This window comes from Nonomuraea sp. SYSU D8015 (assembly GCF_008065375.1).
Taxonomy (GTDB): Bacteria; Actinomycetota; Actinomycetes; order Streptosporangiales; family Streptosporangiaceae; genus Nonomuraea.
Window position 1 is genome coordinate 228,562 of sequence record NZ_VJYI01000014.1, and the last position, 14,490, is coordinate 243,051.

Consider the following 14,490-nt stretch of genomic DNA (forward strand, 5'->3'; position numbering starts at 1 on the left):
TAGGGTCTTCTTTGGAGGCTAGAGGCCGTACGCCCGCTTGAGCGCCGCCACGCGCGCCGCCCTGGCCCGCTTGCTGAGCTCGGCGTCCGGCACCATGCCGTCGAATCCGTGGAAGGCGCCGGGGTAGAGGTGGAACTCGGTGGACACGCCGGCCTGCGACAGCCGCAGCGCGTAGTCCATGTCCTCGTCCCTGAACACCTCCAGCTCGCCGACGTCGATGAACGCCGGAGGCAGCCCGGACAGGTCGGTGGCCCTCGCCGGAGCCGCGTACGGGGGCACGTCGTCGGTGCCCATGCGGTCGCCGAGGAGCGCGCCCCAGCCGTACAGGTTCGCGGACCTGGGCCAGACGATCGCGTCGGTGAACTCGTGGCTGGACGGGGTGATGTTGCGGTCGTCCAGCATCGGGCAGACCAGCAGCTGGAAGGCCACGTCGGGGCCGCCGCGGTCGCGGGCCAGGAGCACTGTCGCGGCGGCCAGCCCGCCACCCGCACTGGCGCCGCCGACGGCCAGCCTGGCCGGGTCGATGCCGAGCTCGCCCGCCGCCTTGGCGGTCCACACCAGCCCCGCGTAGCAGTCCTCGACCGGCGCGGGGTGCGGGTTCTCCGGCGCCAGCCGGTAGTCGACGGAGACCACCACGACGCCGAGCTCCTCGACGTAGCTGATCATCAGCGCCTCGTCGATCTCGGGGGTGCCGAGGATCATCCCGCCGCCGTGGATCCAGTAGAGCCCCGGCCGGTTCCCGGCCTCGTGCGCCGGGCGGTAGGTCCGTACCCGGACGTCGGGCGCGCCGTCCGGGCCCGGCACCTGCCGGTCCTCGATCACCACGTCGGTCTCGGTGGGCGGCGCGGCGGCGAGGAAGGCGTTGATCTGCGCCCGGAACCCGTCGAGCTCCTCGGGCGGCAGGTTCGACAGGTCGGACGGTGGGAGCGGCGCCTGCTCGATACCGGCGCGGAGCTCCGGGTCGAGGTTGGGGTGGTATGCCATGCGCTTCACCTTTCCACAGGTCGCGGCGGGGTTACTCCTTGATGGTCGGAGCCCGCGCCCATGGTTCACAACCGCCATCCGGCGGTGTTTACACTCCTCACACCCGCCGTTCGGCGAGGAGCTCGACGACGCGCTCGGCGAGCGGGGCGGCGCTCGCGGGATTCTGGCCGGTGGCCAGGCGGCCGTCCACGACGACCTGGGCCTGCCAGTTCGCGCCCGGCTCGTGCCGGGCACCCCGCTCCACCAGCTTGTCCGCCAGGAGGAACGGAACCACGTGCGCCACGCCGCGCAGCTCCTCCTCCGCGTTGGTGAACGCCGCCACCCGCTTGCCCGCCACCAGGTGCGACCCGTCGGACAACGTGAGGTTCACCAGCGCGGAGGGGCCGTGGCAGACGGCCGCGACCACGCCGCCCCGCTCGTAGACCTCCCGGCCGACGCGGATGACGTCCGGGTCGTCGGGGAAGTCCCACATGGTGCCGTGGCCGCCGGCGTACAGGACGGCGTCGTAGCGGGAGGAGTCCACGTCGGCCAGGCGGGCGGTGTCGCGGGCCTCCGGCGCGGCGAGGAAGGCCACCTGGGCGGGGTCCTCGGGGTCGAAGCCGTCCTGGGGCGGCTCGCCGCCGCGCACGCTGGCGACGTCCACCTCGTGTCCGGCCTTGCGGAAGATCCCCCAGGGGTGGGCCGCCTCGGGCACGTAGTATCCGGTCTTCTCCACGCCGCCGAGGTCGTCGTGGCTGGTCAACACGATCAGGATGCGCTTGCTCATGTCTGACAGCATCGCTCGCGTCCGCCATCAGCCACAAATAACCAAGCATGCGCCGAGCCATCAGAATAGTGATATGTCGCCTCTATCGCTCGACCTGCTCCGCACCTTCCTCGCGGTGCACAGGACCGGCTCCATCACTGCCGCCGCGCAGACGCTCGGCCTGTCACAGCCGGCGGTGACAGCCCAGGTCAAGGCGCTGGAGTCGGCGCTGGACCGGCCGCTGTTCGACCGGCTGGCGCGCGGCGTCGCGCCCACGCCGGCCGCCGACGAGCTGGCCCGCCGGGTGGCGGTCTCGCTCGACGCGCTCGACGAGGTGGTGGAGTCCGAGCTGCCCACGGACGCGGCCGTGCAACTGGGCGGGCCGGCCGAGTTCCTGTGCGAGGTGGTGATGCCGATGCTGGCGCCGCTCGTACGGGAGGGGCTCCGGCTGCGCACGACCCTCGGCCTGGCCGACGACCTGCTGGCCGACCTGGCCGGGGGCCGTCTGGACCTGGTGCTGTCCACGATCCGGCCCCGGGTGCGCGGCGTGCAGGCGGACCCGTTGTACGACGAGGAGTTTCTCCTGGTCGCGGCCCCGTCCGTCGCCGCGGCCCTGGGCGTTGTGCCCGCATCCCCACTTCCCGAGCCCAAGCCCGGGCCTGAACCCGGCCCCCGGCCTGAGCCCGGCCCCGAGCTTGAACCCTGGCCTGTGACCGGCGCGGCCGCGGCCCGCAATCCCGGCGCCACCCCGCCCCGCTGGTCTGCCGGTCGGAAACCGCCGCAAGCGACGCGCGCCGGGGCCGCGGCCGGCGCACCGCTGACGACGGGCACCGACCGGCGGACGACCACTGCGGCGGTATCGGCGGCCGACGGGGCGGAGGGCGCCCCGCCTACGACGGCCGGAGACCTGGCGGAAGGAGCGGACGAGCCCGGAACGCCTCCGAGCGGGAGCAGGGCGCGGGAAGCGGACGGGCCCGGAACGCCTCCGGGCGGGGGCGGGGGCGGGGCGCTGGTGGGCGGGGTCGGGCCGAAGGCGTTGGCCGGTGTGCCGCTGGTGGCGTACGCGGAGGACCTGCCCATCGTGCGGCGCTACTGGCGGACCGTCTTCGGGAGGCGTCCGGCGATGGCCGCCCAGGTGGTCATCCCGGATCTGCGGGGCGTGCTCAGCGCCGTGAAAGCAGGCATGGGCGTCTCCGTCCTGCCCGCGTACCTGTGCCGGCGCGACCTGGCCGCGGGTGCGCTGGTCACGCTGGCCGACCCGGAGGAGCCGCCGATCAACACCGGCTACCTGGCCGTCCGCTCGGGAGCCCAGGCCAGGCCCGCCGTGGCCAGGGTCCGGGCTCATCTGCTCGAAGCCTTCCGCGCAGATCCGTTGTACTAAAGGGGTGCTGCAGTCATTAGGTTCGAATCCTGCCGGGGGCACTCTTCTCTACCAGGCGTTTTAGCCTCTGACCTGCGGTTTTGCTGCCGCAGGTCTCTGCTTCCCAGGCCGTTGATAGGTCGCCGAGCGCACCCGTATGCAGCCGCAGGACCTTGATCACGGGATACAAGCGGGATGATCTTGAGCGCGTTTCCGTTGGTCACGTGCCGGTTTCTGGCGATCATGCGGAGATCATCGGGCGAGGCGTCGGCATCCAGGCGACCGTCGTTCGCGTTGAGGAGCCGGCGGTCCCCCATGAACTCGACCAGAGGCCGGCGCCTACGCGCGTCAGGAAGCCGACGATGACCGCCGGTCGCGTTAGGCGATCCCAGCCTGCCGAGAACATCGTCAACACCACCGCCCAGCGACTCTGCGCCGAGCTCACCGTCGCCGGTTCCAGTCAAGGCGCCATAGCCGCAAGCGTCGGATTGGCCCAACGCGGGATCCCCTACTCATGGGGTGGAGGCGGTCCGGAAGGCCCCAGCTACGGCATCGGCCACGGTGCCGGCATCAAGGGGTTCGACTGCAGCGGCCTGACCGAATACGCCTGGAGGAAGGCTGGAGTCAGCATCGGCGGCACCACCTACCAGCAGATCAACGCGGGCCAGAAGATCTCTCGCCCACAAGTCCAACAGGCGATCATGACCACGTTGGAACGGCTGCTGACGAAGGCGCTCATCGAGATAGTCAGCCGATGTGACCGTCGGTCCTCTCCCCGCAGGCCAGCCCCCGGAGTATCTCGATATCGGCGATGTCCTTCTGCCGCCATGGCCGGCCGTTACGCAGGTGCGGGAACTGCTCCTTCATGGCGAGCATGCCGGAGACGCTCATGGCCAGCACCGGCGTGCCGTCGAGTGTCACGGGCTCGTCGCCGAAGGATCCTGGCGGGAACAGCCAGTCGGCCCATCGCCCCAGGGGCTGACTGAACGATCCGTCTGGCCACCGGTCAAAGTAAGCGGTGCTGAACGGCACATCGTCCAGCGTGAACTCGCAGGCCTCCTCTGGCGGCTGAGTCGTCAGAGCCGTGGCGCCGGCTTCTACGAGCACTGCCTTCGACCGCTCCGCGTGAATACGCTCAACCCAGAACTCCACGTCGCCGTGCTCGCGCGTGATCCGGCCGATCCTCGCATCGAGTCCCCAGCCCCCGAACAGCCACGCTGAGATATCGACTGCCTGCATGACCGCGATGACCTTGCGGATGACACGCAGTTGCCCTTCGGTCTTCTCGTCCATGGATTGATCCTGTCACGCAGGGCGGACTGCTCACCCTCGCCCGCTGCGGCGACGGATGCGGGCCGCTGCGTGAGGCGGCCCTGTTATCTGTGGCAAGGAGGACACCGTGCCCGCCGTGACACCGCTGCCGACCGCCCGGCACCTGACGGTCCGCAGCGCGGCCGACGCCTTCCTCGGCACCCCTGCCCAACCCCAACACCGTGCGCGCCGGCAGTGCCAGTGCGAGCAGGAAGACCCCGCAGTGCGGCGATCCGAGCGCCATCGGTGATGGCGGGCAGGGTCCTGCCGGGCGAGGCGACGGCTGCCGTGCTCAGGCGTATTCCGGCGTCATGGCCCCGGCCAACCGCAGGTGGACGGCGGCCTGCTCGGCGAGGCCCTGGCGGTGCAGGGTCCGGCCCAGCAGCAGCCGTGCGTAGGAGTCGCCGGGGTCGGCGGCCACCAGATCCTCCAGCGCGGCGCGGGCCCTGCCCAGCTGGGCGGCGGCGGCGCGCAGGAACGCGGCGATCGTCTCCGCGGGCTGGGCCCCGGCGAGGGCCTGGCCGTTGACCACCAGCGTCGGCGACGTGGTGATGCCGCGAGCCTTGCCGATCAGCAGCGCGCCCTTGACCTCCGCGTCACCCCCGCCGCCGGACAGCAGGGCGACGCCCTGGTCGAACCCGGCCTCCGCAGCGAGGCGCGCCAGCGTCGCGGGACGGCTGATGTCCAGTGCCCGGATGAAGTGCCCCTGCATGACCTTCTCGGCCACGGCGTCCTGCAGCTCCGCGCCGCCGTGCTCGTAAGTCAGCAGTGATCAAGCCGTTGCTGCCGAGAGGAAGCGGCGGTTCCGCATCCGGGCCGTAAGCGGTTGGATGACCGGCTGGCGTTGCGGGGCATCTTGTTCGTGCTGCACACGGGATCGCATGGACGCAGGGCACGGCCCCGACTCTGAGCAGTCGCGGCTCCGCCTACCACGCTCACGCGGTTGCTCCAGCGTCGGGACCGGCTGACCGTCAGGTGACCGCCTTGCGGCACACGGTGCCGGGTGTGGGGAGGCGCAGGCTGATCAGGTAGCGGTTGACGTGGGCGATGATGCAGGAGTTGCCGGCGTTGTAGAGGCCGTGGCCGTGCCCCTGGTACTGGATCGCGGCCGAGCCGGGTACCCGCCGTACGATGTCCGCGGAGCTGTTGAAGTCCGTCCAGGAGCCGACGCCCAGGTAGGGCGGCAGGTCCTTGGCGGGCAGTGGCGCGGGCGGGTTGGTGACGGGGGCCGGCCAGCCGACGCAAGCGAGCGGGTGCCAGAGCTCTATCCCGGCGATGTTCGGCAGCAGGCGCTCACCCTCGCGGCGCTTCGTGCGGTACTCCTCGTAGTCGCGGAATCCCAGGCCGTCGAGGCAGTGGGTCATGTTCATCCCGATGAACGCGGGGACCTTCGGGCTTTTCGTGCTCTGCCGGACGTAGTCGGCGAACCCTGAGGCGTCACCGCCGGCGGCCCGCTTGATCGCCTCGGCGAGTTCCGTCCATCGGGGGAAGTCGGGCTCCGGGCCCGGGGAGATGATGCTGGGGGCGGCGGCCTCCTTGATGTCGAACCCGCTGTAGGCGGCCTGCGGCGATTCGCCCTGGACCGGTATCGGGACGCGGTCGGCCCGGGCCACCAGCGCCCGCCAGACCTTGCCGACGTCCTGGCCGTGCAGCGCGCAGGTGGCGGTCGCCGCGCACCAGGCGGCGAAGCGGGTGAAAGACTCCTCATGGGGAAGCCTGCCCTGCGCGCGGTCCATCCACGGGCTGAGCGAGCCGTCGAACACCATCGCGCGTACCCGGCTGGGGAAGAGCCGGGAGTAGTCGATCCCGGGTACGCCGCCGTAGGAGTTGGCGATGAAGCTCAACTGCTCCTCCCCCAGCGCGACACGGATCGCCTCCATGTCCCGCGCCACGGAGGCCGAATCCATGTGGTCGAAGAACTCGGGATCGGCGGCGCGGCATCGCTGCGCCGCCGCCCGGTTGCGTCTGCCCAGCTCGGCCCATTCGGTGCGGGTGTCGGGCCAGGTGATCCACGGGCCGGAGACGAGGCAGTCGTACGGCAGCACGCCCTTGTCGATGGTGTTGCGGGGCTCGACGCTGACCACGTCGAACCGTGCGCGCAGCTCGGCGAAGCTGCCCGCGTTCTTGCTCAGATCCGCCACGCCCGAGCCGCCCGGCCCGCCGGGGATCGCGAACACCGTGCCCATCCGGCGTTGGGCACCGGTGGCCGGCAGCAGGCCGACGGTCAGGTCGATCTTCCGCCCGGACGGCTTGGCCCAGTCCAGGGGCACCTTGATCGGGGCGCAGCGCATCTCCTTGACCAGCTTCTTGTCCGCGCAGTCCGCCCAGGCCAGCGTGGACGGGCCGGAGCCCGGCGAACCGGCCGCGACGGCGGGCACCGCCGAGACCAGGACGGCCGCGGCCGCGCCGATCGCCAGCACCTTGATCCGGCGCCCGGTCAACGCGATCACCGTGGCGCCCGCCGTCAACGCGGCGACCACGTACGCGACCAGCAGCCCCGCCGCCGCAGCAGGTGGCAGCATCCCGCCGCCGACCCCCGCGATCTGGAGCGGTAGATTCTCGATCATGAAGGAGCCGGCCTGCGCACGCAGCGGCATGGGCAGCGTCTTGGCCACCACCGGCAGCACCACGATGATCACGGTCAGCACGACCAGCGCGCCGGGAGTGGAGCGGACGGCGGCCCCGACGCCGAGTCCGATCAGCGCGACCGCGGCCATCGACACCCCGGCGGCGACCACGGAGGCGAGCACGCCCGGCTCCGACAGCGACGTGCCCAGCGTCACCCCGTCGCGGAGCAACTGCTCGGCCCGGTCGCCGAGCACCGCCATGGAGGCCGCGTGCATGACGAACGCCAGAACCTGACCGGTCACCAGCGTGATCGCGGCCAGGCCCGGCACCTTGGCCAGCAGGAGCACCTGCCGGCGCGGCACGGCGACCAGGCTCGTCTGGATCATCTTGGTGCCGTACTCGGAGGTGATCGTCAGGGCGCCCAGCAGGGCGAACACGAAGTAGGCGACCGCGATGCCGTTGCCGATGCCGTCCCCGTTACTGGGGAAGGCCATCCTCTCGTCCATCGTCTGGTTGTCGAACCCGCGGCCGATCATGAACGCGATCCCGGCGCAGGCCAGGACGGCCGCCACCGAGCAGGCCAGCAGGTAGAGGTTCGAGCGGAGCGAGCGGAGCTTCATCCACTCGGAAGCGATCACGTCGATCATCGGACCGTCTCCTTCGAAGTGGCCCGGTTCCCGGTCCTGTACTCGGTGCTGTCCTCGGTGAGCCGCATGAACGCCTCCTCCAGGGACGCGCCACGCGGAGCCAGCTCCGCCATTGCGATCCGCGCGGACAGCGCCAGCACCCCGATCTCGGCCGCGTCCAGGTTCCGCACCGACAAGGCGCCGTCTTCTTCGGTGACCACCGTCGCCCCGTGCGCGCGCATGACGGCGGTGAGCTGCTCCGGGTGGGGCGTGCGGACCAGTACGTCGCCCTGGAAGTGCCCGGCCAGGTCGGTCATGGCGGTGTCGGCGATCAGCCGGCCCTGTCCGATGACGATGACGTGGTCGGCGCTGAGTGCCATCTCGTTCATCAGGTGGCTGGACAGCAACACCGTGCGGCCCTCGGCCGCCAGCGAACGCAGCAGGTCACGGAGCCAGCGGATGCCCTCCGGGTCCAGCCCGTTCAGCGGCTCGTCGAGCATCAGCACCCCTGGGTCCCCGAGCAGCGCCGTGCCGATCCCCAGGCGCTGCCGCATGCCGAGCGAGAAGCCGCTGATTCTCTTGCCGGCGACGTCGGCCAGGCCGACCTGGTCGAGGACGGCGGCCACGCGGGCGCGGCCGATGCCGTTGCTGCGGGCCAGGCAGGCCAGGTGCGCGTACGCGCTGCGGCCCCCGTGCACCGCCCCGGCGTCGAGCAGCGCCCCCATCGACCGCATCGGACGGGGAAGCGACGCGTACGGGCGGCCGTTCACCAGCGCCTTGCCCGCGCTGGGCACCTCCAGGCCGAGAACGGCGCGCATGGTGGTGGACTTGCCCGCACCGTTCGGACCGAGGAAACCGGTCACCAGCCCCGGTTTCACGGTGAACGTCAGGTCGTCGACGGCGACCTTGCCGCCGTATCTCATGGTCAACTCTTGCACTTCGATCACGGTTGTCAGCCTCGTCGTCCGGCCGGCCGATCTCGATGGTGGTGCACTCACCACGCAGGACGTACTTCCCCACCTTTGGTGGTAGGGCTAGGCCTACCGTCCGCGCGCCGTCTACGGCTGGGGCGATCGGCTCATCAAGACCCGGCTGAGCAGGCTGGTCGAGTGCGTCTCCCGAAGGAGAAGGTAAGAACCCGGGATGCCGAGCGGAAGCGTCGGTCGTTGGCTGTTCGCCGTCGTGCCTGCAGAACTGCTGATCATACCCAGGCGAGCGACCGCAGCGCCGCTCTCGCAAGGTTTTCGGCAGCCGTACTGTTGGCCGACAGTGCGATCAATGTCATATTGCCAGGTAAATAGCCGAACTGGTCACTGGAGGCTTCCGGTGGCGGCAAAGTGGCCGATGGGAACGTTCCTCGCCCGGTTACCTGAGGCGATGTCTGCCGAGCTCATTGAGCTCGGCACCACGCTCACGACACTGGACGGTACGCGGCTCATCCGTCAGGGCGAGCCCGGCACGCTGGTCTATCTGATCCTCCATGGCCTGGCCAAGATCACCATATGGGCGGAGAACGGCGAGCGAGCGCTGCTCGCGGTTCGGGTCAGCGGTGACGTCATCGGTGAAATGGCGGTCCTGGGGTCGGGCAGGCGCAGCGCCGATGTCACGACCTGTGGTCGGGCCTCGTTGTGCGAGATCAGGGGAGACGCCTTCGTCGGTTATATGCAGCGGCACCCGAGCGTCGCGTTCGCGCTTTCCGGTCTCCTCAGTGACCGTCTGCGGTGGGCCAATCAGCGACGTCTGGAATTCGCGGGATATGCCGCGGACGTTTGCCTCGCCAGGATCATTCTCGCGCTTGCCGTGAGGCATGGGCGCGCCGTGCGGGAGGGGGTGGACATCGGTCTTCCGCTGACGCAGGGCGAGCTCGGCAGTCTCATTGGTGCCAAGGAACCCACGGTTCAGAAGGCTCTGCGCGCGCTGTCGGCACGGGGATTGATCTTGCGTGGCCACCGGCGGGTCGTCATTCAGGACATGGACGGGCTGACGAGGTTCGCCGACTACAACCCGCGAAACCCGTAAAAATCCCGGTCGTTTTCTGTCCACAGCCGCAACCGTTCTCGTACGGCCGACGACAGGAGTGAGATGAACGACACCCCGCAGTACCGAGCGATGCTGACCTACGACATCGAGAACTACAGCGAGTGCAACAACACAGACCAGTACGCGCTGCAGTCGGCCATGATCCGGCTGCTGGACCTCGCGGCGGGAGCGGCCGGCCTGGGCCTGCTCGACTGGAAACGGCAGCCACAAGGCGACGGCGAGTTCGTCGTCCTTCCTCCGGACGTCCATCCCGGGCGGCTCCTCGGCCCGTTCACAGACGCGCTACGCCAGGCCATCGACGCCCACAACGCCTCATCGCAGCCGCGCCTGCGCCTGCGCTTGGCCGTCCACGCGGGCCCGATCCACGTGGACGGACCCGCCGGATCACCGGGTAAGAACGCCGTGGAAAGCGGAAGACTGGTGAATGCCGATGCCCTGCGGACCGCCCTGCGTGCCGTCAAAGCCGCAAACCTGGGCGTGATCGTCTCCGACACGTTCTACGCCGACTACGTCGGCCAGGGCTACGGCGGGCCACCCGCCGACCACTTCCGGCGGGTCAAGGCCAAGGTCAAGCAGCAGGAATACATCGCATACGTCCATCTGCCCGAGCACAACGTGCATGCCGTACCGGAGCTCCGGGAGTTCGACGCCGAGGACACCCCGAACAAGGCAGGAGGCGGGCAGCCGCCCGAAGGCCGCCAGGTGAGCGTCGGCCGCGACTGGTACGGCGGCAACGACTTCCACATCTCCGGCGGCACGGTACACACCATCGCAGGCCGCGACGTGACCATCAACGATCCTGGACGGGAACCTCGGCCATGACCGAAGAGACACCCGCTCAGGAACCCCCGGATACCGGCACCGACGACGCCCCGGCCTCGGAAGAGGACGGCACTCGACCCGCACCACCCCTGACCGAGCGCATCGAGCAGGAGCGGAAGGAACGCCGGTTACGTTCCGAGATCATAGAGGTGGGACGGAACTGGTACGGCGGTTCGAGCTACCGGCTCGACAGGGGCGGCACTCTGTACGGAGCCGGCCGGGACATCGTCCAGTACTTCGGCAGCGAAGAATTGCCCGTACAGATATATCCCATTCTCACTCAAGAATTCGATGAAATCCGGACACGCCTGATCGAGACCCCCTCGCAGCGGGAGCTACTGGCCCGACTGGCGAATGTGCCGGTGGTCTTGCTCAGAGGCGACCCGCATACCGGACGGTGGACGGCGGCGCTGCACGCGTTGGTGCAGCAGGGCCTGAACTGCAACCACCTCGTCGTCAAGGACCCGAAGAAGGTGCGGCCGGACGATCTTCGCGAGGGAAACGGCTATGTGCTCCGCGTCGACGACGGGGCCTGGCTTCGCCGCCCCGGAGCGGTGCTCGACCAGCTCTCCGCCGTAGCGCGCAAGAGCGGCGCGATGATCGTCGCCATCGTCCCGAACGATTGCGCGGTCACGAAATCCGTGGTCACGCATGAGCCGCCAACGGCGGCGGAGGTCATCCGTCGATGGCTCGTCCACCTCGCTCCCGGCATCGAAGAGGAGCTCGAGGCGGTGGGCGACGCGCTCAACGAGCACGTCGCGGGCTGTCGTCCATGGGAGGCCGTCGACACCGCCAGGCAACTCGCGGATGGCCTACGGCGAGGAAGATCCCTCTCCTCCATGATCGCCGATCTGCCCTACACGGCACTCGCCAAGCTGTCGGACTACCTGAAGGAGACCGACTCCGCCCTCAGCAGGCACTTCCTGATCAGCAGCGCAGTGCTGTACGGGCTTCCCGAGGCCATCGTGTCCGACGCCGCGCTATCCCTGGCCCAGCGGATCAGGCAGGACGAGCAGCGAGAGTCAGCGGAGGAGGATCGAGGCTTTCCGGTATGGGAGCAGCTCAGCCAGTGGATAGCCCATCCGGGGCTCGACGCGGCGGAGGCCGCTCGGGGCGGGGAAGGCCAGCGTATCGAGGTGCGGCCGGGTATGGCCGATCGCCTGCTGACCACAGTGTGGAAGCAAGTACCCGTCATCCGGCCCGGACTTTACGACTGGCTCGCCGAGCTGGTCGGCGACGACGACTGGCGGGTCAGGCTCAAAGCCGCCCATGCCGTAGGCAAGCTCGCGACCTGCGATTTCCAGGTCATCGACGATCGGTTCTTCACACCTTGGAGCAAGGAGAAGGGACGAGCGAAAGTGCTGGCCTGGGCTCTGGAATCCGCCGCACTCGCCGATCCCGACGTGGCGGCGCTGGTACGCGACCGGCTGAAGGGCTGGACCACCGGCACGTACCTTCAGCGGCTTTCCGCAGCGCTGGCGTACGGGTCGACGGTCGGTATCCGGCACATCGGCGAGGCGCTCGACGCCCTGCATACCGTCGCGGCCGCCGCGGTGCGCTTGGAGACGTGTGATGGCGTCGCTCACTCCGTGGCCGAGGTCTACACCTCCGACACCGCCTCGACAGTGCTGCGGGAGGTGGCCCGCTGGGCGATCGGGGAGCACGTCGGAGAGCGGCTGACCGCTGCTCTGGCATTCGTCCGCCTGGCCACCGCCGAGCAGGAAGAGGAGTCGTACCCACCGCTGTGGCGCCATGACCGCGTCCGCGATCTCGCGCAGTTCTGGATCAACGCCCTCGACTGGGGTCTCTCCACAACGCGCGGGGACACACACTTCCACGCCTACACGCCGTCCGCATGGATCCTCATGGCCACATGGGCAGAGCGAGCGGCCTCCGAGCCCGCGGTCGACGTCGTCATCGGCGAGGTGCTCGCCAGGACCACGAAGAGGCTCCGGCCGGCCTGGACGTTCCACCTGCACTTGTGGCACAAGCGGCGATCTATTACCGCCGCCCAGTTCGCCCGGTACATCCGGCTCCTCAAGGAAGGTTGACGATGTCACTCACCAAGCTCATCAAGCGACCCGTGCTCGTACAGCGCTGGACGAGACTCCCCGCCGAGACCAGCGTGCCAGAGACGTCGACGTCCGCGGAGGAAGCAGCCGTCACCCCCGAGGATCCCTCCTACGTCTTCACCGCGCCGTCCCTCGGCGACGGCTTCCAATTCGTGGTGCGCGTATGGCTCTGGCGGCGTTCGGCCACAGGCTCCCTCATCTTCCGCCCCTGGAAGGAACTGAAGGAGGATCAGGAGCATTCGATCAAGGACTTCGTACGGGAGAAGGTCCGCAATGCGCTCCGGCGGCACAGCATCTTCGACGCGGCAACGGCGGAGCAGGCCGCGAAGGACGCCCTGGAGCGCTGGCTCAAAGAAAGACCGTCCGACTCCGTGACCGGCACCTGGCGGGCGACCATCGAAGTCGACGTGCCCGACGAGGTCCGGAAGTTACGCTGCGCGCACGAGAGCGAGCTCTACAGGATCACGGCGAAGGCGAAGGAGATCGAACTGCGGGTAGAGAAACTCCGCGCCTCGCGCAAGCTTTGCGAACAGTTCCTGACCGAAACAATGGACACCTCGACAGCGCGGCACGCGGTACGGCTCACGCAGGCGGTCGAGAACGTGGCGGACATCACCGACAGCATGCTCGGCGAGCGTGAGGAGAAGGCCGAGAAGCTCTTCGAGCTGCTGGCCAAGATCGTTGACGCCCAGCGGCACGCGAACGCCTTCGAGCTGGTCATCTCCAGCGAGACCGCGTTGCGGGCGGCGTTCGAGCGGCTCGGCATAGCTCTCCCGCCACCGGACCCCGACTCACCGTTCGCCCTCATGGAGGAGCCGCGGTGAACAGGATGTCGATCAGGGCCGCACTCACCGCGGCGGCCATCCCCGCCAGAAGTAGCCAGAATCCCCAACGAATGAGGCGATACTTCTGACCGACAATCCGGCTGACCCTGTGGAGCTGATCGGCGACCCGCTCCAGATCCAGCCTGGATGATTTCATCAGGGCACTGGAGAGGGCCGCCGCGGATTCGAAACGCAGCACATCCGCGTAATACATGACGGCGTCGCTCCGCTTCCTGCGATCGAATCTCGGATAGACGGCGCGCGCGAGCACAACCACCGACGCCACAGCAGCGGCTGTCCCCGCCCACCATAACCACTCGATGGCGTTGGACAGCCTGAACGGCGACCAACTGCCGGCAAGCAGACCCCCTGCAACAGCGCCGAGCCCGATGCCGACGACGCCGAGCAGCACCTGGGCCTTGGCATCGGCCCGGTTGAGCTCGTCGCGGGTCTCCGCGAGGAGCTGGATGCCGTAGGCGCACGCGTCATCTACAGCTGCTTGTCGTTGGTCCTGAGTCGTTGAGGCAAGGGCTTGCGCGATCCTGCGGAACATGAGAAACCTCTTGGCTGGGGGATCACACCGCTGAGCATTCCACGACCGGGAGGACCGCGTACCTGCACGCTACTGAGCCGACCGATCGCATCAGTCAGGCTATTGTTCATGACGACACGGATACCTCTCGACGAGGCGTAAAAGTAACCCTCTCGGGACGCGCGAAACCCGGCCACTGATCGTGCAATTGGGTGCGTTTGGTCCGAGTGAGCCCCCGTCACCCTCAAGCTATCCCCGGTTGCCGCTCATCGGCTTGGTGATATCGAAGACGAACCAGCCCGGTTGAGCTCGGGGTCGGGCGGCAGTGCAGCGCTTGATCATGGCCATGCGTTTGCCCCATACCCCCCCACCCGCTGGTCTATCGGGCCACGGCGATGACCTGCAGGTTCTTCCCCCGTGGCCACGGAGCTGAGCGCCCGACCGGAGGCCGGGGGCGGCGGCGACCCAGGCATCGCAGATCCTGCGTCGTATCCCAAGCCTGCCGCCGCGCACGACGGCCCGTAGTTCCGCCAGAGAAGCTGGCGTCATCAGGACACGGTTCCGCCTCCGGTTCGTCTGTGCAAGTCGCTCCGCGCCGGGTTGGAC

The 14,490-nt window shown here is 69.1% G+C and carries 12 protein-coding genes and 1 pseudogene; 6 read left to right on the forward strand and 7 right to left on the reverse strand.

All coding sequences use genetic code 11. From position 1 onward, the window contains the following. Positions 1-18: 18 nt before the first annotated feature. Positions 19-984 carry an alpha/beta hydrolase gene (locus tag ID574_RS41755; protein ID WP_188194551.1) on the reverse strand — a complete coding sequence of 322 codons (966 nt, stop codon included), beginning with the start codon at positions 982-984 and terminating at the stop codon, positions 19-21. 97 nt (positions 985-1,081) lie between these two features. Then, positions 1,082-1,750 (reverse strand): type 1 glutamine amidotransferase domain-containing protein, encoded by a 669-nt coding sequence (locus ID574_RS41760; protein WP_223167623.1) that lies wholly within the window; start codon positions 1,748-1,750, stop codon positions 1,082-1,084. Positions 1,751-1,823: 73 nt separating this feature from the next. Here ID574_RS41760 and ID574_RS62505 point away from each other — a divergent pair, with 73 nt between their 5' ends. Both ID574_RS62505 and ID574_RS60660 read left to right on the forward strand, forming a co-directional pair. After that, the gene (locus ID574_RS62505; protein WP_336245606.1) at positions 1,824-3,110 is read left to right on the forward strand and encodes a LysR family transcriptional regulator; all 1,287 of its coding nucleotides are present in this window, start codon (positions 1,824-1,826) and stop codon (positions 3,108-3,110) included. Between the two features lie 341 nt (positions 3,111-3,451). Beyond that, positions 3,452-3,769: pseudogene (locus ID574_RS60660) on the forward strand (NlpC/P60 family protein); the annotation flags it as partial. Positions 3,770-3,836: 67 nt separating this feature from the next. Here ID574_RS60660 and ID574_RS60665 read toward each other — a convergent pair. The 4 genes from ID574_RS60665 to ID574_RS41795 all read right to left on the reverse strand — a co-directional run bounded on the left by ID574_RS60665 (position 3,837) and on the right by ID574_RS41795 (position 8,541). Beyond that, positions 3,837-4,382 (reverse strand): nucleotidyltransferase domain-containing protein, encoded by a 546-nt coding sequence (locus ID574_RS60665; protein ID WP_223167624.1) that lies wholly within the window; start codon positions 4,380-4,382, stop codon positions 3,837-3,839. A 310-nt stretch (positions 4,383-4,692) separates the two neighbouring features. Further along, positions 4,693-5,169, reverse strand: coding sequence for a DsbA family oxidoreductase (locus tag ID574_RS41780; protein ID WP_336245607.1), 477 nt, complete (start codon positions 5,167-5,169; stop codon positions 4,693-4,695). Between the two features lie 202 nt (positions 5,170-5,371). Continuing rightward, a complete protein-coding gene (locus ID574_RS41790; RefSeq protein WP_188194553.1) occupies positions 5,372-7,615 on the reverse strand; it encodes an alpha/beta fold hydrolase in 2,244 nt (747 codons plus the stop codon). Then, a complete protein-coding gene (locus ID574_RS41795; RefSeq protein WP_188194554.1) occupies positions 7,612-8,541 on the reverse strand; it encodes an ABC transporter ATP-binding protein in 930 nt (309 codons plus the stop codon). Before ID574_RS41795 ends, ID574_RS41790 begins: the two co-directional genes overlap by 4 nt. A gap of 430 nt (positions 8,542-8,971) precedes the next feature. On the opposite strand from ID574_RS41795, the gene ID574_RS41800 reads away from it, so the two are divergent. From ID574_RS41800 to ID574_RS41815, 4 genes are all read left to right on the forward strand, one after another. Continuing rightward, entirely contained in the window at positions 8,972-9,613 is a 642-nt protein-coding gene (locus ID574_RS41800; protein WP_223167625.1) for a Crp/Fnr family transcriptional regulator, read from the forward strand. Between the two features lie 63 nt (positions 9,614-9,676). Then, complete coding sequence (locus ID574_RS41805; RefSeq protein ID WP_188194556.1) at positions 9,677-10,456, forward strand: nucleotidyl cyclase domain-containing protein; 780 nt, start codon at positions 9,677-9,679, stop codon at positions 10,454-10,456. After that, a complete protein-coding gene (locus tag ID574_RS41810; protein ID WP_188194557.1) occupies positions 10,453-12,507 on the forward strand; it encodes a hypothetical protein in 2,055 nt (684 codons plus the stop codon). Before ID574_RS41805 ends, ID574_RS41810 begins: the two co-directional genes overlap by 4 nt. A 2-nt stretch (positions 12,508-12,509) precedes the next feature. Next, a complete protein-coding gene (locus ID574_RS41815) occupies positions 12,510-13,352 on the forward strand; it encodes a hypothetical protein (RefSeq protein WP_188194558.1) in 843 nt (280 codons plus the stop codon). Here ID574_RS41815 and ID574_RS41820 read toward each other — a convergent pair. Beyond that, complete coding sequence (locus ID574_RS41820; protein WP_188194559.1) at positions 13,333-13,905, reverse strand: Pycsar system effector family protein; 573 nt, start codon at positions 13,903-13,905, stop codon at positions 13,333-13,335. The genes ID574_RS41815 and ID574_RS41820 overlap by 20 nt on opposite strands. Positions 13,906-14,490: the final 585 nt, after the last annotated feature.

Excerpts from the sequence above, each read along its gene's own strand:
- ID574_RS41755 (WP_188194551.1), bottom strand. The coding sequence starts at position 984 with ATGGCATACCACCCCAACCTCGACCCGGAGCTCCGCGCCGGTATCGAG.
- ID574_RS41760 (WP_223167623.1), bottom strand. The coding sequence starts at position 1,750 with ATGAGCAAGCGCATCCTGATCGTGTTGACCAGCCACGACGACCTCGGC.
- ID574_RS62505 (WP_336245606.1), top strand. The coding sequence starts at position 1,824 with ATGTCGCCTCTATCGCTCGACCTGCTCCGCACCTTCCTCGCGGTGCAC.
- ID574_RS60665 (WP_223167624.1), bottom strand. The coding sequence starts at position 4,382 with ATGGACGAGAAGACCGAAGGGCAACTGCGTGTCATCCGCAAGGTCATC.
- ID574_RS41790 (WP_188194553.1), bottom strand. The coding sequence starts at position 7,615 with ATGATCGACGTGATCGCTTCCGAGTGGATGAAGCTCCGCTCGCTCCGC.
- ID574_RS41800 (WP_223167625.1), top strand. The coding sequence starts at position 8,972 with ATGTCTGCCGAGCTCATTGAGCTCGGCACCACGCTCACGACACTGGAC.
- ID574_RS41805 (WP_188194556.1), top strand. The coding sequence starts at position 9,677 with ATGAACGACACCCCGCAGTACCGAGCGATGCTGACCTACGACATCGAG.
- ID574_RS41810 (WP_188194557.1), top strand. The coding sequence starts at position 10,453 with ATGACCGAAGAGACACCCGCTCAGGAACCCCCGGATACCGGCACCGAC.
- ID574_RS41815 (WP_188194558.1), top strand. The coding sequence starts at position 12,510 with ATGTCACTCACCAAGCTCATCAAGCGACCCGTGCTCGTACAGCGCTGG.
- ID574_RS41820 (WP_188194559.1), bottom strand. The coding sequence starts at position 13,905 with ATGTTCCGCAGGATCGCGCAAGCCCTTGCCTCAACGACTCAGGACCAA.